Origin of the sequence: Pseudotabrizicola formosa, from assembly GCF_002900965.1 — a bacterium.
Taxonomy (GTDB): Bacteria; Pseudomonadota; Alphaproteobacteria; order Rhodobacterales; family Rhodobacteraceae; genus Pseudotabrizicola; species Pseudotabrizicola formosa.
The window spans coordinates 191,696-213,050 of record NZ_PJOM01000004.1 but is presented as its reverse complement, the minus strand read 5'-3'; the positions used below and the strand labels follow the sequence as shown (position 1 = coordinate 213,050).

General features: G+C 61.9%; 17 protein-coding genes. 8 read left to right on the top strand and 9 right to left on the bottom strand.

Annotated features, from left to right (window positions below; translation table 11 throughout):
• The first annotated feature begins 12 nt into the window (after window positions 1–12).
• Both CXR43_RS14950 and CXR43_RS14945 read left to right on the top strand, forming a co-directional pair.
• Window positions 13–477, top strand: a complete 465-nt coding sequence (locus tag CXR43_RS14950) for a PTS sugar transporter subunit IIA (RefSeq protein WP_103335218.1) — start codon at window positions 13–15, stop codon at window positions 475–477.
• Between the two features lie 81 nt (window positions 478–558).
• Window positions 559–2,034: a mannitol dehydrogenase family protein gene (locus tag CXR43_RS14945; RefSeq protein ID WP_103335215.1), complete on the top strand. Its 1,476-nt coding sequence runs from the start codon at window positions 559–561 to the stop codon at window positions 2,032–2,034.
• Here the strand turns inward: CXR43_RS14945 and CXR43_RS14940 are convergent.
• The 6 genes from CXR43_RS14940 to cysQ form a co-directional block, all read right to left on the bottom strand.
• On the bottom strand, window positions 1,989–3,392 hold the full coding sequence (locus tag CXR43_RS14940; RefSeq protein ID WP_246831408.1) for a nodulation protein NodH: 1,404 nt from the start codon (window positions 3,390–3,392) through the stop codon (window positions 1,989–1,991). The two genes, CXR43_RS14945 and CXR43_RS14940, sit on opposite strands and share 46 nt — an antisense overlap.
• Window positions 3,393–5,090 (bottom strand): DUF5927 domain-containing protein, encoded by a 1,698-nt coding sequence (locus tag CXR43_RS14935; protein WP_103335212.1) that lies wholly within the window; start codon window positions 5,088–5,090, stop codon window positions 3,393–3,395.
• Window positions 5,087–6,097 (bottom strand): glycosyltransferase family 2 protein, encoded by a 1,011-nt coding sequence (locus CXR43_RS14930; RefSeq protein ID WP_103335210.1) that lies wholly within the window; start codon window positions 6,095–6,097, stop codon window positions 5,087–5,089. Before CXR43_RS14930 ends, CXR43_RS14935 begins: the two co-directional genes overlap by 4 nt.
• A 129-nt stretch (window positions 6,098–6,226) precedes the next feature.
• Window positions 6,227–7,273 (bottom strand): glycosyltransferase family 2 protein, encoded by a 1,047-nt coding sequence (locus CXR43_RS14925; protein WP_435530810.1) that lies wholly within the window; start codon window positions 7,271–7,273, stop codon window positions 6,227–6,229.
• 10 nt (window positions 7,274–7,283) lie between these two features.
• Window positions 7,284–8,177 (bottom strand): UTP--glucose-1-phosphate uridylyltransferase GalU, encoded by an 894-nt coding sequence (galU, locus tag CXR43_RS14920; protein WP_103335205.1) that lies wholly within the window; start codon window positions 8,175–8,177, stop codon window positions 7,284–7,286.
• 141 nt (window positions 8,178–8,318) lie between these two features.
• On the bottom strand, window positions 8,319–9,128 hold the full coding sequence (gene cysQ / locus CXR43_RS14915) for a 3'(2'),5'-bisphosphate nucleotidase CysQ (protein WP_103335202.1): 810 nt from the start codon (window positions 9,126–9,128) through the stop codon (window positions 8,319–8,321).
• A gap of 139 nt (window positions 9,129–9,267) precedes the next feature.
• Between cysQ and CXR43_RS14910 the strand changes: the two genes are divergently transcribed.
• From CXR43_RS14910 to radC, 5 genes are all read left to right on the top strand, one after another.
• Complete coding sequence (locus CXR43_RS14910; RefSeq protein ID WP_103335392.1) at window positions 9,268–10,089, top strand: ABC transporter permease; 822 nt, start codon at window positions 9,268–9,270, stop codon at window positions 10,087–10,089.
• Window positions 10,086–10,691 (top strand): COG3650 family protein, encoded by a 606-nt coding sequence (locus tag CXR43_RS14905; protein ID WP_103335200.1) that lies wholly within the window; start codon window positions 10,086–10,088, stop codon window positions 10,689–10,691. The genes CXR43_RS14910 and CXR43_RS14905 overlap by 4 nt, the downstream gene beginning before the upstream one ends.
• Window positions 10,692–10,877: 186 nt before the next feature.
• Entirely contained in the window at window positions 10,878–12,785 is a 1,908-nt protein-coding gene (gene dnaK / locus CXR43_RS14900; RefSeq protein ID WP_103335197.1) for a molecular chaperone DnaK, read from the top strand.
• A gap of 75 nt (window positions 12,786–12,860) precedes the next feature.
• Window positions 12,861–14,012, top strand: coding sequence for a molecular chaperone DnaJ (gene dnaJ / locus CXR43_RS14895; protein WP_103335194.1), 1,152 nt, complete (start codon window positions 12,861–12,863; stop codon window positions 14,010–14,012).
• A 205-nt stretch (window positions 14,013–14,217) separates the two neighbouring features.
• A complete protein-coding gene (radC, locus tag CXR43_RS14890) occupies window positions 14,218–14,985 on the top strand; it encodes a RadC family protein (RefSeq protein ID WP_103335192.1) in 768 nt (255 codons plus the stop codon).
• Here the strand turns inward: radC and CXR43_RS14885 are convergent.
• The 3 genes from CXR43_RS14885 to secA form a co-directional block, all read right to left on the bottom strand.
• Window positions 14,957–16,366 (bottom strand): phosphate ABC transporter substrate-binding/OmpA family protein, encoded by a 1,410-nt coding sequence (locus CXR43_RS14885; RefSeq protein ID WP_246831407.1) that lies wholly within the window; start codon window positions 16,364–16,366, stop codon window positions 14,957–14,959. The two genes, radC and CXR43_RS14885, sit on opposite strands and share 29 nt — an antisense overlap.
• A gap of 116 nt (window positions 16,367–16,482) precedes the next feature.
• A complete protein-coding gene (locus CXR43_RS14880; protein ID WP_146036531.1) occupies window positions 16,483–17,463 on the bottom strand; it encodes a hypothetical protein in 981 nt (326 codons plus the stop codon).
• Between the two features lie 140 nt (window positions 17,464–17,603).
• A complete protein-coding gene (gene secA / locus CXR43_RS14875; protein WP_103335184.1) occupies window positions 17,604–20,318 on the bottom strand; it encodes a preprotein translocase subunit SecA in 2,715 nt (904 codons plus the stop codon).
• A 183-nt stretch (window positions 20,319–20,501) separates the two neighbouring features.
• Here secA and CXR43_RS14870 point away from each other — a divergent pair, with 183 nt between their 5' ends.
• Window positions 20,502–21,347, top strand: a complete 846-nt coding sequence (locus CXR43_RS14870; RefSeq protein ID WP_103335181.1) for a peptidylprolyl isomerase — start codon at window positions 20,502–20,504, stop codon at window positions 21,345–21,347.
• Window positions 21,348–21,355 lie beyond the last annotated feature (8 nt).

Here is a 21,355-nt window from a genome sequence, read left to right as displayed (position 1 = left end):
ATACGACCGTCCATGGATCTAGCAAAGCTCCTCACGCCCGGCGCCGTTCGCGTCGTCGGGCAGATCACCAGCAAGAAGCGTCTTTTCCAGGAATTGGGAGAGATGGTCGCCACAAGCTACAAGCTCTCGGCGGGCGTTGCGGTGGACGGGTTGCAGGAACGCGAAAGCCTTGGCCCCACCGGGGTGGGCCATGGCATCGCCCTGCCGCATGCCCGGTTGCAGGATCTTGACCGGATCGTTGGCGTGTTCATCCGGCTGGAAAAGCCCCTGGATTACGATTCTGTAGACCGTCAGCCGGTCGATCTGATCTTCGGATTGTTCGCGCCCAAGGATTCCGGTGTCGACCACCTCAAGGCGCTGGCGCTGGTCAGCCGCACCATGCGCGATCCGAACGTGGTGGCCAAACTGCGCGCCAACACCGACCCGGCCAAGCTGCATGCCATCCTGACCGAAACACGCTCGACTCAGGCGGCCTGATCCGATTTTGCTTGCCACGCGGCACGCAATGGCCATCACTGTCCCGGCTTTCGCAGCGCCAGCAGTGGGGGATGACCTGACATGACTTGTGCCACCGCCCCCCGCTTGCCTGCCTATGACCGCAGTCGCCTGACCCCCGGCATTGTCCATATTGGCCTTGGCAATTTTCACCGCGCCCATATGGCAGTCTATCTCGACGACCTGATGGCCATGGGTCTGGCGCAGGACTGGGCCATTCTGGGTGCCGGTGTCCGCCCGGCGGATGCCCGGATGCGCGATGCCCTGATGGCGCAAGACTGCCTCTCCACTGTCATCGAGCTGGACCCGAGGGGCCGCACCGCGCGCCGGGTCGGGTCGATGACAGGGTTCATCGCCGTGCAGCCCGACAACGCCGCGCTGATCCTGGCGATGACAGATCCTGCCATCCGCATCGTCAGCCTGACCGTGACGGAAGGCGGCTATTTCCTCAATTCCGCCACAGGCCGGTTTGACCCTGACGCCGCAGACATCCGGCACGACGCCGCACACCCGGGCAGCCCGAAAACCGCCTTCGGTGCCATCCTCGCAGCCTTGCGCGCCCGCAAAGCGGCAGGCATTCCCGCCTTCACCGTGCTCAGCTGCGATAACCTGCCCGGCAATGGCCATGTCACGCAGGCCGCCCTCACCGACCTCGCCCGCCTGTCAGACCCCGGCTTTGCGGCCTGGGTTCAGGCCAATGTTGCCTGCCCCAACAGCATGGTCGACCGCATCACCCCCGCCACCGGCCCGCGCGAACGCGCCATGGCGGCCGCCTTCGGGCTGGCGGATGACCCGGTGCCCGTCACCTGCGAACCCTTCCGGCAATGGGTGCTGGAAGACCACTTCCCACAGGGGCGCCCGCCGCTGGAACAGGTCGGCGTCACCTTCACCGATGCCGTCCACGCCTATGAGGCGATGAAGATCCGCATCCTGAACGGCGGCCACGCCACCATCGCCTATCCCGGTGCGCTGCTGGATATCGAACACGTCCACGAGGCAATGGCCAACCCTCTGATCAGCGGCTTGCTGGACAAGGTAGAGCGTGAGGAAATCATCCCTTACGTCGCCCCTGTCCCGAAGACCGATCTGCACGCCTATTACGATCTGATCCGCGACCGGTTCAGCAACCCCGACATCGCCGATACCGAACGGCGCCTGTGCTTTGACGGCTCGAACCGTCAGCCCAAATTCATCCTGCCCTCGCTGCGCGATGCCTTGGCCGCCGGCGGCCGGATTGACGGGCTGGCGCTGGTCTCGGCGCTGTGGTGCCGCTATTGCGCGGGTCAAACCGACAGCGGCACGGCAATCGAACCGAATGACCCCGATTGGCCCACTCTGCAACGGGTGTCACAGGCCGCGAAAACCGACCCCTCGGTCTGGATCGCCCAAAGGTCCATCTATGGCGACGCGGGGCAAGATCCGCGCTTTGCCGCCGCCTTTGCCGGGGCGCTGACCGCGCTCTGGGCCGATGGCACCGCAAAAACCCTGCAGCGCTATCTGACGGGCGGAGCCCAATCGGCAAAGCCAAAGGCCAGATAATCCCGCGCATAGGCCTCGCGCGTGGCGGCCTCCACCTGCTCATCATAGATGGCATCCAGCGGCAGAAATCCATGTGCGGGCGCGGGCGGCAAGGCGGGGCAGGCCGCCCCCACCTCTGCGGCCAGATAGGCCAGCCCTGCTGTCAACCCGTCCTCGCGCAGCACCAGATCCGGCCCCTGAAACCCGGCAAAGCCCTGTAACACTGCCGACTGGCTGGCCCAATGCACATCCACCCGCGCACTGGTCTGGCCCGACAGGTTCAGCCGGACCCAGGCCAGAAAGCCGACAAACCCCGCCCGGTGCGCCGCCGCATTGGCATAGTCCATCCCCGCATCGGGCAGGTCCAGCTTGTGGATCTTCCCCATCTGCTCTCGGATCTGCGCAAAATTGCCAGACAGGATCTGCGCACAAAACGCCTCATGCGCCCGCGCCACCGGATGGCGCAGCACGGTAAACGACCGATGGCCTGCGCGCGCCTTCTTCCACTGCCGCAAGGTCTTTTGGGTAAAGCCGCCCTCAACCCCGCCCAACCCCTGCAACCATCCGGTCACCTGTGCCACCGGCCCCCCCGGAACCGGCATGAACAGCAAGCCTGCGAGCCGCGATGCCACAAACTGCGGCACCATCGGCGCGCGGCGTGGCTCGAAATTCGGCGTGCGCGCCAGATTGAACCGGTCCAGCCGCGCCAGAGCCCGCTCCATCTCGTCGGGGTTTACAACCTTCTGGCCAATCTCTTCGGGGTTCTGCTTTTTCAGACTCGCATCCAGCCCCGCCAGCCCCTCAACCCCCAGAAAGCGGGCCAGCCCGTTCAGCACATCCAGATCGTTGATGTCTTCATAATCAATGTAGAACGCCGTCTGCCCGCTGACCTGCAAGCCGTGCATCAGCCGCATCTGAAACGCCTGCAAGGCGGCGACATGTGCCTCGAACTCCGCCGCGTCGAACCGCACCTGCGCGGTTTTCGGGGCCTTCGCCCCGGTCAGCTTCCATTGCCCGGTCTGTTGCGCGATCTTCCAGCTGACATAGCTTTCCACCGGGTTGCGGGTCAGGATGATCTTGGCGCAGAGCGGATCATCCAGCACCGGCTGCAACACCCGCGGGTCATGGTCGTGGAAATAGCGGAACCCGGCCATCCCATCGGTTTGCGCCCGCAGCCGGCGGATCAGCGCAAGCGGGTCGGCCTCACGGTCGGCCATGGAAAAGCCGAACAGGCTGGTCTGACCCAGCTTGCCGATGAAATAGGGGTTGAACACCTCGCCATGGCAGGTGACGCCCGGCATCGCATTCAGATTGGCCTCAAGGAAATTCGACCCGGTCCGCATTTCCGCGAACATCACAAAACTGTCGAACCGGCCCACTTATTTCACCAGATAGGGGCGCCCGCGGCGCGGAGACCGGGCCGCCGGGTCATCGCCCACCGGAAAATCACCCATCAGCACCGGCTGCATGCCCTGATTGCGCAGGTTCTGCAAAAACTGGCCAAAGCCGGTCAGATCAATCAGGCGCGGCGCCTCGGTCAGCCTGCGCGCTTGCCTTGGGCCGATCTCGTCGATGATGGTCTGCAACGGCTCCATCGGGTTTTCAACGAAATCGGCCAGGGACCAGACCCGCACCCGCGCCTTGGTATAGGGGCCGCGCAGGATGTTCAGAAACTCCTGCTCCACCTGCTGCAACCGGGCGGCCTCGCGCCTTATCTCCCCGAAATTCCGGTTCGAATGGAACAAGGGCACCGCCCAGGCGCCTGAAATCACCGAAATCTGCGCATTGCCATCCAGCGCCATGAACCAGTTCAGATCCTGCGTATCAGCAGGACCATACTGAAAGCACTGCCGTTCGCCGCGCGTGTTCCAGATCAGGCTGGTCAGAAAGCTTTTCGGGTTATAGTCGCGCAGCTTGGCATTGTCGGACAGGGCCCCGTTGTAAATGGTCTCCCCCCCGGCGAAATGCACGCGGTCGGGCGCGAACAGATGGCCATGCACCCGGGTTCCGCTGGCCTTTGACAGCCAGATCTCAAAAGTCTCGAACACTTCGGCAAAACCGCAGAACACCGAATAGGGCCCCGCCGTGCGCCCGTTTTCATGGTTCTCATTCGGGAACCGGCTTTGCATGTACAGGCCCGGCCGCCCCTTTACCCGCCGCTCCACCGCCTTGGCGAACAAACGGTCAATCTTGCCGGGGTTCGGTTCCGCCACGGCCTGACGGCTGCGATCCTCCGACAGGAAAGCCCCGTAAAGCTTCACCGCATCGGGCCAGATCTTGCGGGCCACAAAACAATCCGACCGGCGCAGAAGCTGCAGGTGATCGTCGTAAAAGATATGCGGCTTGCCCTGAAAATCGAACTTCGACAGCGTCAAAGACCGGCTTTCCACCGTGCTCGACACCTGCCGCACCAGCGTCTGGAAATAGCTTTCATCCGGAATCCAGACCTTCTGGAAATAGCGGTCGATCGTGGCCCGCTCGGGGTGTTCCAGAATGGCCGACAGGGTCTGCCGCGTCAGGCACCACCACTGGCTGCCCAGATGCGGCACCAGTTCGGCCGGGATCTTGCGGCGAAAGCCCACCTTGCGCTGCAGTTTGACGTAAGTGTCAAACCACCACTTCTGTTTGCGCCAGCTGAACGGAAACCGCAGGGTAAAGCGTTCATAATCCAGACCCCCGACGGTCCAACCCACATCTTCCGTCGTCACGCTCTCGATGAAATCGGTCTTGGGCCGCTCATTCAGATAGGCGCGCAGTTCTTCCACCGGGCGCAGGGGCAAGCAGGAGCCGGAGGCCAGAAACACATGCCGCACCTGCGCAAAATCGCGCAGCATCACGGTGGCGGCCTCCTGACTGGCCGCCACAATGCCCCATGTCCCCCATTCACAGGCATGCCGCCCGGAAAACCGCACATTCGGCAGATCGGCCAGGTCGGCCACCAGCTGCGCATAGGGCTTTGCCGCCACCCGCCGGTCCACATGGATGACAACCGGGCAATCACGCTCGGCCCAGTGCCGCGCCACCTGCGCGGCCCGGTCCAGCGCCGTATGACACAGCATCACAAAGCCGACCGTCATGCCCAGTTCCCCTTGGACATCAGACCCAGAATCTCCAGCTGACGCCAGTTGATGTATTTCTCGCTCCACTTGCACCACATCTCGGGGTGGCTGGACAGGACCTTCTGATAGGCCTTGTATTCCGCACTGGCCGCGTAATGCTGGCTGCGCAGCAGCTCTTCTTCGGCCTTGGCGGCGAAAGTGTCCAGAAACTTGGCGTGCAGCAACACGCCCGAGGCCTTTTCCCCGCCCCATTCATCAAAGGCAAGGTTCAGCCCGCGCGGCAGCATCATATGGGTGGAACTGATATAGGCATAGGACCGATGCCATTTGACCAGCGGGATCTTGTTCAGCGCAGGGGCCTTCTTCGGTGCCTCATCAAAGAACATCCGGCTGCGCGGGCCACCCTGAATCCACAGATTGCCATAGGCCGGGTTGCGGCTGATCTGATAGTTGCCCGAGTCAAACCACTGCGCAATCTCGAACGGGTCCTGCCCTTCACGATAGGCCTGCTCGGTGATCGGCCCTTTGGGATACATGTCCAGCAGCATCGCCGAAAACGTGCGGATCTGCGTCGTGTCCAGCCAGTCGGTCAGCGCCCGGATGGGCCGGGTTTCACAGAACGGATAGACAAAGAACTCATCCGGATCGACCGTCAGGCACCAGTGGCCATGACCATAGCGGCGCAACAGGTGGCTGATCCAGTCCATCCCGAAGCGGCTGGTCTTGTAGCTGGCCTCGGTCCGCCACAAGGACACATCCGGCTGATCGCGCAGATACTCCAGCGACCCGTCGGTCGATCCGTTGTCGACCACAAAGAAATGACTGACCCCCAGATCGCGGTAATAGCGCAGAAAATAGGGCAGCCGGATCTTTTCATTGCGCAGGGTGGTAAAGGCAAAGATCGCAGTCTCGGCCTGCCCCGCCGACCGGTCCGCCACCAGCGTCAGATCACGCCGGCTGGCCCATGCCCGAAAGAGCAGACGCCTGCGATGCCAGCGAAGCCGATAAGACGACAGCAACCCCAAGTCAGCACATCCGTTTTCTGACACCCATAGCCATCATCTGGCGTGATTGTGGGCATCACGCCAGCAAAATTGATGCGAAAGCGTTAACAATTTCCCCGCATTGGCCAGATTATCGCAGCCAGGCCCGCCTCAGATCCATCCGCCGCGCGACATCAGACCAAGCGCTTCCAGCCGCCGCCAACTGGTCAGCGGCTCGGATGCCGCCGTATGCAGAACCGGATCTGCCGTTACGGCGTCATAATAGCGGTCATAAAGGCTGCTGTTGGTGAAATGCTCCTTGCGGTCCTTTTCCTCGGCCGATTTCGCGATGATCTCGGGCAGGAACTTGGTGTGCAACAGCAGGCCGGAAATCTGCTCCCCCCCACCCCGCGCATAGACCGCGTTCAACGCCGGTGGCAGCATGTCATGCGTCGAATTCACATAGGTGTAGCGCCGGTTCCAGAACACCAGCGGGATCTTGTTCATCGTCGGGGCACGGCGGGGATCTTCCGTGAAAAACATCCGCGCCCGCGGACCACCCTTGATGGTCAGGTTTCCCGTGCGCTCCTGCACCCGCAAGCTGTAATTGCCCGCATCGAACCAGCGCAGCACGGTCAGCGGATTGTCCCCGGCCGCACTTTGCGCCTGCGACAGCGGCCCCTCCGGATAGAGATCCAGCATCATGGCCGCCATCGCAGGCAGCCCCTGATCGGCCAGCCACCCCGTCAGGGCCGGCAGGGACCGTGTCTGCCAATAGGGATAGATCAGCAGCTCATCGGCATCCAGCGTCAGGCACCAATGGCCGTGCCCGTGGCAGATCTGCAACCAGGTCACCCAATCCAGCCCGAAACGGGCCCGCTTGTAGCTTGCATCTGTCGACCACAAAGACACATCGGGCTCGGCCGCCAGCAAGGCGCGCGTGCCATCGGTGCTGTCATTCTCGACGATCAGGAAATGATCCACCCCCAGCTTGCGGTGATGGTCCAGAAAATAGGGCAGGCGCAGCGCCTCGTTGCGCACCGACATGAAGCACAGGATATCGCCCGGTCCGATTGTACCACTGCGGTCCTTGACCACGCGCAGCGCATGGCGGCTGCGAAAGGCGCGCCACAGGTTGCGCCGCCGCCGGGTCCGCAAGGCGTAGGCCCGCCCCGCCGATGACATCGCTGCCAACAGGGACTGGACAGGCCCGGTCACAGGCGATGCCTTATTGCGCGGCTTTCTGCAGCGCGACCATATCGTTCAGATAGGCCCCGAATTCATCCCGCAGATCGGGTCGCGCCAGACCAAAGGCAACCGTGGCCTGCAAGAAACCAGCCTTGGACCCGCAATCATAGCGCTGACCGCGGAAGCGATAGCCATAGACCTTGCTCTTGCCGATCTCTTCGGCAATCGCATCGGTCAGCTGAATTTCACCGCCCACGCCCTGCTTGATCTTGTTCAGATTGGTCATCACCTGCGGCGACAGGATATAGCGCCCGATCACCGCAAGGTTCGATGGCGCGGTGCCCGCCGCCGGCTTTTCAACCATGCCCTTGGCTTCCACGATCGAACCCATGTCCTCGGCAATATCCAGCACGCCATAGGACGACGTTCTCTCTGGCGCCACCTCCATCGCGGCCACCATATTGCCGCCGGTTTCGGCATAGGCCTCGATCATCTGGGCAAGGCAGGATTTTTCAGCGGCAATCACGTCATCGGGCAGCAGCACGGCAAAGGGCTCATCCCCGATCAGACGGCGCGCGCACCATACCGCGTGCCCCAGCCCCTGCGGACGGTTCTGGCGGATATAGGCGATGGCACCGCTGTCCATATTGGTGTCTTTCAGAATCTCCAGCAAATGGTCCTTGCCCGATTTGCGCAGGGCCGATTCCAACTCGGGGGCCACGTCGAAATAATCTTCCAGCGCCGATTTTCCGCGGCTGGTCACAAAGATGAATTCCTTGATTCCGGCGGCACGCGCCTCATCAATGGCATATTGAATCAGCGGCCGGTCCACCAAGGTCATGATTTCCTTGGGAATGGATTTTGTTGCCGGTAGAAAACGCGTTCCAAGGCCGGCGACCGGAAACACCGCTTTGGTAACCTTTTTATGCTTCATGACACTCGCTCTTCATTTTTTTCCCACCACAAGTGGCAGATCACTTTTCACTCATATACATCAAACACCGGGCCAAAGAATGGCAAAACTATGATTAACCAGACGCGCCGGCATCCCATCGCTTATCGCGGCAGCGTAACATCAAATTGATGCCCCTTGTTTGTGCAGCTGGACGCCGGGCGCATGGGCGATGAAAAACGGATTGTCCCACCCCGGTTTGCCATAGGTCAACACCTTGTGGTCGTCAAAGCGCACCACATGCCCGCCCGCACCGCGCAACACCGCATCACCGGCGGCCGTATCCCATTCCATCGTCCGGCCCAGACGCGGATAAAGATCGGCCTCGCCGGTGGCGACAAGGCAGAATTTCAGGCTGCTGCCCGCGCTCGTCATGTCCTTCACCTTGTACGCGGCAATATAGGCGTCGGTCGCCGCATCGCGGTGCGACTTCGACGCCACCACCATCAGCGCCTCATTGTCAGGGCTGGCCACGCAAAGCGCCACCAGCGGCCCGGGATGCGCCTTGTCGAACGGCCCGCGTTCTTCCACCGCGCGGCCATCCGCCTGGGTGTAGAACAGCCGCCCCTTGGCCGGGGCATAAACAACCCCCCGCAGCGGCACACCCGCTTCGACATAGGCAATGTTCACCGTGAAATCGCCGCGCCGCTGCACGAATTCCTTGGTGCCATCCAGCGGGTCCACGATCAGAAAGGTGCTGGCCGTCAGGGCGTGGCTGTCGGCCTGCTCTTCGGTGATCAGCGCCACATCCGGAAAGGCCGCGCGCAGACCTGCGCTGATGATGGCATCCGCCGCCTCATCGGCTTCCGTCACCGGGCTGGCATCGCTTTTGGCCTTCACCTCGAACGCCGGCCCGTCATAGACGGCCATGATCCGGTCACCCGCCTCCAGCGCCAGCCGCCGCATCACTTGTGTCAGATGGTCGAAATCCATGTCCGCCTCCGATTCTGTGCGGCACCCGGCGCAACAGTTGCTTAAAATCCAAGCTGGCTTTATCATCGCTTTCAAGGACACAGCAAGATTTCCGTCGGTATGGCAAGGGGTTCCAGCCACAACCCCCATGAGGGCAGACATGTTCCGACCCGCAGTCAGAAAATCTTCGGCGCGCAGCGCCCTGGCGATGCTGGAGCTGATCTTTCACGCCACCGTCCGCTCTGTCCGGCGCACCCACGGCAATGCGGTCATCGGACTTTTGCTCAACATCCTGCAAACCGTCATCATGGTGGTGGTGTTCTATGTGATGTTTGACCTGCTGGGCCTGCGCGGCAATGCGGTACGCGGCGATTTCCTGCTTTATGTCATGTCCGGCATCTTCATGTTCATGACCCATACCAAAGCCATGGGAGCCGTCGTCGGGTCTGATGGCCCGACCTCGCCGATGATGAAGCACTCTCCGATGAACCCGATCATCGCCATTGCCGCTGCGGCGCTGGGCGCGCTGTACATCCAGATCCTGTCGGCCGGTGTGGTGCTCTTCGTCTATCACGCCGCCTTCACCCCCATCACCATCCACGATCCGGTCGGGGCGTTTTCCATGCTGCTCTTGGCCTGGGGCACCGGCGTGGCCATCGGCATGGTGTTCAAGGCGGCCATGCCATGGCAGCCCGAGTTTTTCGGCATCTTTTCAACGGTGTATCAACGCGCCAACATGATCGCCTCGGGCAAGATGTTCGTGGCCAACGCAACACCCACCTATATTCTGGCCTATTTCACCTGGAACCCGCTGTTCCACATCATCGATCAGGCCCGCGGTTTCATCTTCCTCAATTACAACCCGCATTACAGCTCGATCCGCTATGCCGTGACCGTCATGATCATCTGCATCGTGATCGGGCTGATGGGCGAATTCTACACCCGCAAACACGCATCCAGCAGTTGGGGGGCCAAGCGATGATCCGCGGTGTTCTGATTACGCTCTTGAGCCTGTGGCCGGTGCAGGCGATGGCACAGGTCTTTCCGGCCAGCTACGCCGTCACCGGGGTGGCCGCAGATGATGTGCTCAACATCAGGGCCGAACCTTCGGCACAGGCCGCCATTGCCGGAGAGATCGCGCCCTATGCCATGAACGTCGAAGTGCTGTCCCTGTCGCCCGATGGCAAATGGGGCCGCGTCGGTGTGCCAGAGGGGAATGGCTGGGTGTCGATGTCCTATCTTGACCTGACCGAAGCGGAAGACCCCACCCTGGTTCAGCGGCCATTGTCCTGCTTTGGCACCGAACCGTTCTGGTCTGTCAGCCTCTATCCGGGCGGCGCTGAATACAACTCGCCAGAGACCGGGGCGGTGCCGATGTCCGTCGTGCAAGAAGCCGTTGCGGCAGAGGGCTTCCTGATCCAGCTGGAAGAGGGCCCCACCCTGAACCGCACGCTGATCATCCGCCGCACGCAGTGCTCCGATGGCATGTCAGACCGCGCCTACGGCTTTTCGACCCTGATGTTCACCGAAGCCCCCGATGGCAACGCCTCCCTGCCCGGCTGCTGCACGCTGGATCATCGCTAGACCGGCCACGCATGTGAAAAATTCACAACACTGCACAGCCTGACCCCGTTGCAGGCAAAATGCCCCACCCCTATATACAGCACGCAACGGTAAGTCCGGGTTCATCGGTTTTACCACACGCTCCATGGGCAAGGGTGCCGCATCGGGCCCGCGCCACGACCATCGCCTGCAGAAAGGGATTACAACATGGCCAAAGTCATCGGTATCGACCTTGGAACAACCAACTCCTGCGTCGCCATCATGGATGGGTCGCAACCTCGCGTCATCGAAAACTCCGAAGGCGCGCGCACCACGCCGTCGATCGTAGCCTTCACCGAAAACGAGCGTCTTGTGGGTCAGGCCGCCAAACGGCAGGCCGTCACCAACGCCAGCAACACGATTTTCGCGGTCAAACGCCTGATTGGCCGCCGCTTTGACGATCCGGCGATCCTCAAAGACCAGAAGAACATGCCCTACAAGGTCGTCAACGGCGGCAATGGCGACGCATGGGTCGAAGTGCGCGGCGAAAAGTACTCGCCCGCCCAGGTTTCCGCCATCATCCTGCAAAAGATGAAGGAAACCGCCGAATCCTACCTCGGCGAAACCGTGACCCAGGCCGTCATCACCGTGCCCGCCTATTTCAACGACGCCCAGCGTCAGGCCACCAAGGATGCGGGCAAGATCGCCGGTCTGGAAGTGCTGCGCATCATCAACGAACCGACCGCAGCCGCCCTGGCCTATGGTCTGGACCGCAAGGAAACCAAGACCATCGCGGTCTATGACCTTGGCGGCGGTACCTTCGACATCACCATTCTGGAGATTGACGACGGTCTGTTCGAAGTGAAATCCACCAACGGCGATACCTTCCTTGGTGGGGAAGATTTCGACATGCGCATCGTGTCCTATCTGGCTGATGAGTTCAAAAAGGAACACGGCGTCGATCTGACGCTCGACAAGATGGCCCTGCAGCGCCTGAAAGAGGCCGCTGAAAAGGCCAAGATTGAGCTGTCCTCGTCGTCGCAGACCGAAATCAACCAGCCGTTCATCTCGATGGACAAGAACACCGGCCAGCCGCTGCACCTCGTGGTCAAGCTGACCCGTGCGAAACTGGAATCGCTGGTCGATGATCTGGTCAAGCGCTCGATGAAGCCCTGCCAGGCCGCGCTCAAGGATGCGGGCCTGTCGGTCGGCGACATTGACGAAGTGGTTCTGGTCGGCGGCATGACCCGCATGCCCCGCGTGATCGAGGAAGTGACCAAGTTCTTCGGCAAAGAGCCGAACAAGGGTGTCAACCCGGATGAAGTCGTCGCCGCCGGTGCCGCCATTCAGGCCGGCGTGCTGCAAGGCGATGTCAAGGACGTGGTTCTGCTTGACGTTACCCCGCTGTCGCTGGGTATCGAAACCCTGGGCGGTGTCTTCACCCGTCTGATCGACCGCAACACCACGATCCCGACCAAGAAAAGCCAGATCTTCTCCACCGCCGAAGACAACCAGAACGCCGTGACGATCCGGGTGTTCCAGGGCGAACGCGAAATGGCCGCCGACAACAAGATGCTGGGCCAGTTCAACCTTGAAAACATCCCGCCCGCCCCGCGCGGCATGCCGCAGATCGAGGTCACCTTCGACATCGACGCCAACGGCATCGTCTCGGTGAAGGCCAAGGACAAAGGCACCAACAAGGAACAGGCGATCACCATTCAGGCCTCTGGCGGCCTGTCGGATGAGGACATCGAAAAGATGGTCCGCGACGCCGAAGCCAATGCCGAGGCCGACAAGGAACGCCGCGAGCTGGTGGAAACCAAGAACCAGGGCGAAAGCCTGCTGCACTCCACCCAGAAGTCGCTCAAGGAGCATGCAGACAAGGTTGACCCCACCACGGTCGAGGCCATCGAACTTGCCATGCAGCCGCTGGAAGAGGCGCTGAAGGGCAATGACGCTGGCAAGATCCGCTCGGGCATCCAGAACCTGACCGAAGCCGCGATGAAGCTGGGCGAGGCGATCTACAAGGCCTCGCAGTCCGAGGGCGAAGGGGCCGATCCGGACCGTCCGCGCGATGTCGACGAAGACATCGTCGACGCCGACTTCGAAGATCTGGGCGAAAACAAGCGGAAATAAGACCGCAGGAATCGGAACAGGGGGCGGTCTGGCAACAGACCGCCCCTCTCCGGTTCGGGAAAGGGGTTCCAACCCATGGCAAAACGCGACTTTTATGATGTTCTTGGCGTGCCCAGGGGCTCTTCGGCGGAAGACCTGAAAAAGGCCTACCGCTCGAAGGCCAAAGAGCTGCACCCGGATCGCAATTCAGACAACCCGAACGCCGAGGCCCAGTTCAAAGAGGTGAACGAGGCCTATGAGGTGCTGAAAGATGCCGACAAGAAGGCCGCCTATGACCGCTACGGTCATGCGGCCTTTGAAGGCGGCATGGGCGGCGGCCGCGGCGGGCATCCCGGTGCCGGGGGCGGGGCCGATTTTGGTTCGGCCTTCTCGGATGTGTTCGAAGACCTGTTCGGTGACTTCATGGGCGGGCGCGGCGGCGGCGGTGGCCGTTCCCGCGCGCAACGCGGGTCTGACCTGCGCTACAACCTGCGCATCTCGCTGGAAGAGGCGTTCAAGGGCATCCAGAAAACCATCAACGTCCCCACCTCCACCGCCTGCGAGGTCTGTCGCGGCACCGGGGCCGAAGGCGGGGCCGAACCCACCACCTGCCCGACCTGTTCCGGCATGGGCAAGGTCCGCGCACAGCAGGGCTTCTTCACGGTCGAACGCACCTGCCCCACCTGCAACGGGATGGGCCAGATCATCAAGAACCCCTGCCGCGCCTGCGGCGGTCAGGGCCGGGTGGAAAAGGAACGTGCGCTTTCGGTCAACATCCCGGCCGGGGTGGAAACCGGCACCCGCATCCGTCTGGCCGGTGAAGGCGAGGCGGGCCTGCGCGGCGGGCCGTCTGGCGACCTCTATATCTTCATCGAGGTCCGCGAACACGCCCTGTTCCAGCGTGACGGGGTGCATCTGTTCTGCCGCGTCCCCGTCAGCATGACCACAGCCGCCATCGGCGGCGAGGTCGAGGTGCCCACCATCGACGGCGGCCGCAGCCGGGTCAAAGTGCCGGCCGGGGCCCAATCGGGCAAGCAGCTCCGCCTGCGCGCCAAAGGCATGCCCGCCCTGCGCGGCGGCGGCATCGGCGACATGCTGATCGAACTGGCGGTGGAAACTCCGGTCAACCTCACCGCGCGGCAGAAAGAACTTCTGCGCGAATTTGAAAAACTGTCCGAAGAAAACAACCCCGAAGGCTCTTCGTTTTTTTCCAAGGTCAAGGGCTTTTGGGACAGCATGAAAAGCTGACAGGGCGACAGGCCTGGTCTGCAAAACCCCGCCGGGCAACCGGCGGGGTTTTTCTTTGCCCGCCCGCCAAGCCTCACGCACAGACGTCATGACGTAAACCATACGTCGGCCATACCTGAGCCAGACGCAGATCATACGCCGGATTTCGTCGCCCGAAACGGCCTGATTAACCGTTGATTCACCAAGCCCTGCCACCCTGCCACGCATGGCACAGCAGGGCTTTCACGACCGCACCCCCTCGCTCTTCTCCACCACGGGGGATGAGGATGAAGCCCTGCCCACAGCCTTGCCAGCCAAACTGCCCTCCTACATCGCCGACCACCGCAAACGCCTGCGCGACCGTTTCATGGCCGGCGGCGGCGCCTCGATGCCGGATTATGAACTGCTGGAACTGCTGCTGTTCCGCGCCATTCCCCGGCAGGATGTCAAACCGCTGGCAAGACTGCTGATCGACACATTTGGTGATCTCAACCGGGTGATTTCCGCACCGCCATCTCGGCTTCTGTCGGTCAAAGGCGTGGGCGAAGCCGTTGTTTGTGAACTGAAATTATGTGAATCCGTGTCCCAACGCATGATGCGGGCACGGGTCATGCATCAGCCCGTCCTCAGCTCCTGGGATGCGCTGCTGGACTATTGCCACACCACCATGGCGCACCGCGACACCGAACAATTCCGCATCCTGTTCCTTGACCGCAAGAACACCCTGATCGCCGATGAGGAACAGGCCAAAGGCACCGTCGATCATGTGCCAGTGTATCCGCGTGAGGTGGTGAAACGTGCGCTGGAACTCAACGCCTCGGCGCTCATCCTGGTGCACAACCACCCCTCGGGCGACCCCACGCCCAGCCAGGCCGACATCGCAATGACAAACCAGATTCTCGAAGCATGTCAGGTGCTTGGCATAGTCCTGCATGACCATCTGATCATCGGAAAAAGCCGTGAACTCAGTTTCCGCTCGGCGGGCTATCTGTGAACACCGGCTTGATCCAGACCTCCACCCGTCGGTTCAGCCGCCGCCCGGCCTCTGTGGCGTCACAGGCCATCGGCATCGACTCGCCAAAGGCCATCACCTGCGGCAGATCGCCCTCGGCCACCCCGGCCTGCGCCAGCCCTTGCAGCACCCCTTCCGCCCGTGACTGGCTCAACGCCAGATTGGCCTCGGCAGCGCCTGATCCATCAGAAAATCCTGCCAGAACAAGGGCCTGGTCGCGGAACACCCCCACCTCGATCAGGCGCGCCAGATCCATAAGGTTGTTGCGCGAATGGGCGTCCAGCTGGCTTGACCCGTCCTGAAACCGGAAGGTCAAAGACAAACGGTCGGCCCCATCCATCGCATCAGCCAGCCGCTTCAGATCGGCCAAGGTGGTTTCTTCCCCCGCCCCCTGTATGGCATTGATCAACCGCAACCCGTCTTCCGTCAGCGGTTGCCGCTCCGGCTGGCGGTCCACCCACCCGGCCCGGGCCACCACGGCCTGTGCCTGCGGCGTGTCCAGAAAAGACAGAAACTCGCGCACAAACAAGGGCATACGGCGCTGCGGGGTCAGCAGATAGATCGGCAGCGCCAAAGGGTAATCCTCTGCCTTCACCGCCAGCGAAGAGGGCAGCAACGGAAAACCGCAACTGTCGGTCAATGGCAGCACCCGCGCGTCCCCAACGCCGGCCCGCAGTGTCATCGCGAGCCCCCAAGGATCGCGTCGCACCCCCGCGCCCAAAGCCGCAATGTCGCCATGCACGACACCCGCTGCCACATCCCGCCCCAACCGCCCCGCCAAGGCCTGCTGCACCGCTGTGTCGCTGGCCAAACCGTGCAATATCAAGGGCATGTCCGGCCCGCCGATCTCGGCCCAGTTTGCCACCTCCCCTGCCAGCACCCGCGCCAGATCACCCGTGCTGATCTGCGGCAGGGAATTGTCCGGCGGCACGATGGGCAGCATGGCATCCAGTGCCAGAACCCGTGATCCCATGTCAGGCTCTGTCGCGGCGGAAAGGATCATCTCGGCCCGGCCCGCCAGAACCTCGTCACGGGCAACGCCGGGCGCGGCAGCCACAAAGCTGATATCCGCCAATGGCTTGCCGCTCTGCGGATCTGACACCACCGCCGAGTAGCCGCCCTGAACCGCCTCTGCATAGGCCAGGCCCCGCCCTTCGGCAAAGGCGCGCATCAGGGGTGGCAGCAGCCCATCCCCGACCCCCGCCAGGCCGACAATCCGCAACCGGGCTTTCGGCGCGGTCAGATCGGGGCAACCGGGGCCATCGCAAATGACCCCCGCCGCATCCACAGTCAGCAGGCCATAAACGCTGTCGATCCTGTAAAATTCGCCATCATAGCCCTGCAGCGTGCCGGAAATCTCCAACCCACCTTCCCGGGCAGACAGGGTGATATCCTGAGCGGCTGCCGCAGCGGGAGCAAAAACTGCTGCAAAAACAGCAGCACGCCAGAAACATGCCCCCATAACCCCTGTGCGCCCCGCTAGTTTGCAGTGGCCAGTGTCATGTCCTCAAGCAGGTTTTTCAATACCAGAATATCGCCAACAGCGTCGCAATCCGGCATGGCCAGAGTCAGATCACTGATCTTGACCGACCCGTCAACCGCAAGAATGGCCTCGCCCAGAACCTCGCGCCCACAGGTGGCTTGGGTGATGGCGGCCTCCAGCACGATTTCGGTCTTGGCAGCAGCACCAAAGGTATAGACCTCTGCCTGCAAGGGCAGATCAACGGTCGCATCCCCCAGCAGGGTCACTGTGCCGGTCTGCCCAGACATGCCGCCCGTCGCAGACGAAATATGGCCTGGATGGCCATATCTGGCCCCGTTTTCAAAGGCGTGCAGCTGAAAGGCATCACTGGCCTGCCATTGAACGGCAAAGCGTTTCACTCCGGAAAAGTCTGCCAGAGCCACCGTATCGCGCACCCGCTCGCCGCCCGCAAAGATCACGTCAACCTGCGCGAGTGCTTTCAGCGCGGGAAGGGTGCTGAGCAGCGCGCCACTGGCGGAGGTGCGGGCCGTGACGGTTAAACCAGAATGGTTCAGCACCACGCGCTGGTCAGGATGGCAGGGGGCAAGCAGGGAAATGCCGATCATCGCGCCGGGTTGCGGCACCAAACCCAGGCTGACATCGCATTCCGGGGCCGCACCGATGCCAGGAACGGACAAGGATGGCGCGACAGGCACGTCAAAAAGATCAGGATCAGCGGCTGCCAGCACATCGGCCTGCGGAGCGACAGGGGCCAGATCTTGCGGGGGCAGGTCCGGAAGGGCAGCCGGGGCAGCGAGAGGGGGCAAGGACGGGGCGACATCACCCGGTCCCGCCGCGACCGGGCTGATGTCCGATACCACAACCCCCGGCACATCCGCAGTTGCCCGGGTCTCTGCCTTTTGCTGCACGAAATGCCCGGCACCAAGGGCCACAGCCCCGGTTCCGGCGATCAGTGTCAGTTTCCGCAGCAGGTTCATCATTGTCTCCAGCCTCATCCGTCAGCTGGTATCCTGCTGCGCAAAGCAGGCCAATACGTGGCAAATTAGCGATTTGTTAACGGACTTGGTGGCAAATCTGGGGCAGCTTGCACCGCCCCATTCACCTGCCCACCAGCTTGTCAGGCAAGACGTCCATGGCAATGTTTGAACTTTTCCCCTGATCCACAGGGGCACGGGTCATTCCGGCTCGGGTTGCCCCAAGTCGCCGGATCTGCCTCGTCAAATCCCGCAAGGCGTGGGGCGGGGGCTGCGTCGGAACCGGCTGGCACCAGCGCCGGCTCTGCCTCTGCCGGAGCAGCTGCCGCGCGCTGTTGGGCCAGCACCTGCGCCATCATCGCATCCTGTTCGGCCTGGGTCAGCGGCCGGATCGCAGCCAGCTTCTGCGTGACTTCCTGGCGCAGCGAGTTCAGCAGCGATTCGAACAAGGCGAAACTCTCAGTCTTGTACTCATTCAGCGGATCACGCTGGGCGTAGCCACGGAAGCCAACAACAGAGCGCAAATGTTCCAACGTCAGCAAATGTTCGCGCCACTTGCCATCAATCGTTTGCAACAGAACCTGCTTTTCGATCGACCGCATCGTGTCAACGCCGAAAGCCTCGGTCTTATCAGCCATCGCCTTGCTGCTCGCCTCGGTCAGGCGGTCCTTGATCACATCCTGATCGACGCCTTCTTCGGCGGCCCAAGCGGCCAAGGGCATGTCCAGGTTCAGCTTTTCGCGCACCGCCAGCGTCAGCGCATCAACATCCCAGGCATCGGGATAGCTTTTGGGCGGCATATGCAGATCAACCAAATCGTCGATCACCTGATTGCGCATGTCCTCGGTGATTTCGGCCACATCCTCGGCCTGCATGATCTCCAGCCGCTGGCCAAAGATTGCCTTGCGCTGGTCGTTCATCACATCGTCAAATTTCAGAAGCTGCTTGCGGATGTCGAAGTTGCGGCCTTCGACCTTTGCCTGCGCCCGTTCCAGCGATTTGTTCACCCATGGGTGCACAATCGCCTCGCCCTCTTTCATGCCCAGCTTGGACAGAACGGCATCCAGTTTTTCCGAGCCGAAAATCCGCATCAGATCGTCTTCCAGCGACAGGAAGAAGGAGGATCGCCCCGGGTCACCCTGACGGCCCGACCGGCCGCGCAACTGGTTATCGATGCGGCGGGATTCGTGGCGTTCGGTGCCAAGGACGAACAACCCGCCTGCAGCCAGCACCTTGGCCTTTTCTTCGGCGTGCTCTGCCTCGATCCGGCTGCGCACCTCATCCGGGTTCACATGCGGATCGGCAGCGATTGCCGCCATCACCTGCATCTCGACATTGCCGCCCAGCTGGATATCGGTGCCGCGGCCGGCCATGTTGGTGGCAATCGTCACCGCACCAAAACGCCCTGCATCGGCCACGATCTGCGCCTCCTGCTCATGCTGGCGGGCGTTCAGCACATTGTGCGGCACACCGGCGGCCTTGAGCAAGCCTGACAGGAACTCAGACTTTTCAATGCTGGTGGTGCCGACAAGGATCGGTTGCCCTTTTTCATGCGCCTCCTGGATCGACTTCACCACGCCTTGGTATTTTTCGCGCGCGGTTCGGTAAACCTGATCATGGTCATCCTTGCGGGCAATCGGACGGTTGGTCGGCACTTCGACCACGCCCAGTTTGTAGATTTCCATGAATTCCTCGGCCTCAGTCGCCGCGGTGCCGGTCATACCAGCCAGTTTGGCATAGAGGCGGAAGTAGTTCTGGAAGGTCACGCTTGCCAGAGTCACGTTTTCCGGCTGGATCTGCACGCCCTCTTTCGCCTCGATCGCCTGATGCAGCCCGTCAGACAGGCGGCGTCCGCGCATCATGCGGCCGGTGAATTCGTCAATCAGCATCACCTCACCATCGCGGACGATGTATTGCTGATCCTTGGTGAACAGCTTGTGGGCCCGCAGCGCCTGCGTCACGTGGTGAACGATGGTGGTGCTTTCCGGATCATAGAGGTTCTGGCCATCAGGCAGAATGCCCGCTGCGCGCACCAGACCTTCGATGAATTCATTGCCCTCATCCGTGTAGGTCACGTTGCGGGTTTTTTCATCCAGCTTGAAATGCGCATCGGTCAGCTGCGGAATCAGGCCATCGACCTTCACATACAACTCCGACCGGTCCTGCGACGGGCCCGAGATGATCAGCGGCGTGCGCGCTTCATCCACCAGAATCGAGTCGACCTCATCCACGATGGCAAAGAAATGCCCGCGCTGTGCCATGTCGTCGATGCTGCCCTTCATGTTGTCGCGCAGATAGTCGAAGCCCAGCTCGTTGTTGGTGGCATAGGTGATGTCGCAGCGATAGGCGGCCCGCTTTTCGGCATCGGCCTGATAGGGATAGACCACCCCGGTGGTCATCCCCAAGGCACCGTAAACCTTGCTCATCCATTCGGCATCGCGCTTGGCCAGATAGTCGTTGACCGTCACGATATGCACGCCCTTGCCGGCAAGCGCATTCAGATAGGCAGGAAAGGTCGCCATCAGGGTCTTGCCTTCGCCGGTCTTCATCTCGGCGATGTTGCCCTGATGCAGGAAGATCCCGCCCTTCAACTGGACGTCAAAGGCGCGCAGGCCAAGCGCCCGCTTTGCCCCTTCGCGGCAGTTGGCAAAGGCTTCGGGCAGCAGCGCATCAAGGCTTTCGCCAGATTGCGCCCGCTTGGCCAGGGCCTGCGTCTTTTCCTTCAGCCCTTCGTCGCTGAGCGCGGCGAACTCCGGCTCCAGCGCGTTGATCTGTGCGACCAGCGGACGAACCGATTTTACCTTGCGATCATTTGGTGTTCCAAAGACCTTGCGCGTAAGCGAACCCAGACCCAGCATATGTTCTCCGTGGGTATTCCTGACAGCATCGTGTGAACCAAGGGCCTTGCCCGCCCCCAATGCCTTCCATAGAAAGCCCAAGAAGGCCGGCCGGCCCCGTCGCACGCGACCCCCGCGATGTAAGGGACAGGTCCGCCATAGTCAATGTTTTGCGGGCTTTCTGCCCGATCAGGAGGGTGTGAAATGACGAAATGGACCGGGTTTCTGGCCAGTTGTGCCGTGTTGGGCGCGTTGTCGGGGCCAGCACTGGCACAAGACACCACGGCTGACACGATCGTGGCCACGGTAAATGGCACCACCATCACGCTCGGCCACATGATTGCCCTGCGGGAAAGCCTGCCACAGCAGTATCAGGCTTTGCCGGACGATGTTCTGTTCAGCGGCATCCTGGACCAGTTGATCCAGCAGACCGCGCTGGAACAGTCGGTGACCGACATAACCAAGCGCGACCAGCTGGCGCTGGAAAATGACCGTCGCGGCTTTATCTCTGGTGTGGCGCTGCAAAAAGTGATCGCGGGTGCGGTTACTGAGGAAGCGCTGCAGGCTGCCTATGATGAAAAGTTTGCCAACGCGCCGCCGGCAACCGAATACAATGCCGCCCATATCCTTGTCGATTCCGCAGAAAAAGCAGCGGAACTGAAGGCCCAACTTGACGGCGGTGCCGATTTTGCTGAGCTGGCACGGGCAAATTCCACCGATGTCGGTTCAGGGGCCAATGGCGGTGATCTGGGCTGGTTCGGCCCGGGCATGATGGTCAAACCATTTGAAGACGCCGTCATCGCTGCCGAGATTGGCCAAGTCACTGCGCCAGTGCAGTCGGATTTCGGCTTTCACCTGATCCTCGTCAAGGAAACGCGCGTCGCCGCCGCGCCCAGCCTGGATGAGACCCGTGACGAACTGGCTGCCGAAATCGAACGCACCACAGTCGAGGCCCATCTGAAGTCGCTGACCGATGCAGCCGAAATCACCCGCCCCGGCGAAGGGCTTGACCCGACCCTGCTGCGTGATGCAACGCTGCTGGACAACTGATCCCAGGG

Excerpts from the sequence above, each read along its gene's own strand:
- CXR43_RS14950 (WP_103335218.1), top strand. The coding sequence starts at position 13 with ATGGATCTAGCAAAGCTCCTCACGCCCGGCGCCGTTCGCGTCGTCGGG.
- CXR43_RS14945 (WP_103335215.1), top strand. The coding sequence starts at position 559 with ATGACTTGTGCCACCGCCCCCCGCTTGCCTGCCTATGACCGCAGTCGC.
- CXR43_RS14935 (WP_103335212.1), bottom strand. The coding sequence starts at position 5,090 with ATGACGGTCGGCTTTGTGATGCTGTGTCATACGGCGCTGGACCGGGCC.
- galU (WP_103335205.1), bottom strand. The coding sequence starts at position 8,177 with ATGAAGCATAAAAAGGTTACCAAAGCGGTGTTTCCGGTCGCCGGCCTT.
- cysQ (WP_103335202.1), bottom strand. The coding sequence starts at position 9,128 with ATGGATTTCGACCATCTGACACAAGTGATGCGGCGGCTGGCGCTGGAG.
- CXR43_RS14910 (WP_103335392.1), top strand. The coding sequence starts at position 9,268 with ATGTTCCGACCCGCAGTCAGAAAATCTTCGGCGCGCAGCGCCCTGGCG.
- CXR43_RS14905 (WP_103335200.1), top strand. The coding sequence starts at position 10,086 with ATGATCCGCGGTGTTCTGATTACGCTCTTGAGCCTGTGGCCGGTGCAG.
- dnaK (WP_103335197.1), top strand. The coding sequence starts at position 10,878 with ATGGCCAAAGTCATCGGTATCGACCTTGGAACAACCAACTCCTGCGTC.
- dnaJ (WP_103335194.1), top strand. The coding sequence starts at position 12,861 with ATGGCAAAACGCGACTTTTATGATGTTCTTGGCGTGCCCAGGGGCTCT.
- radC (WP_103335192.1), top strand. The coding sequence starts at position 14,218 with ATGGCACAGCAGGGCTTTCACGACCGCACCCCCTCGCTCTTCTCCACC.
- CXR43_RS14880 (WP_146036531.1), bottom strand. The coding sequence starts at position 17,463 with ATGAACCTGCTGCGGAAACTGACACTGATCGCCGGAACCGGGGCTGTG.
- secA (WP_103335184.1), bottom strand. The coding sequence starts at position 20,318 with ATGCTGGGTCTGGGTTCGCTTACGCGCAAGGTCTTTGGAACACCAAAT.
- CXR43_RS14870 (WP_103335181.1), top strand. The coding sequence starts at position 20,502 with ATGACGAAATGGACCGGGTTTCTGGCCAGTTGTGCCGTGTTGGGCGCG.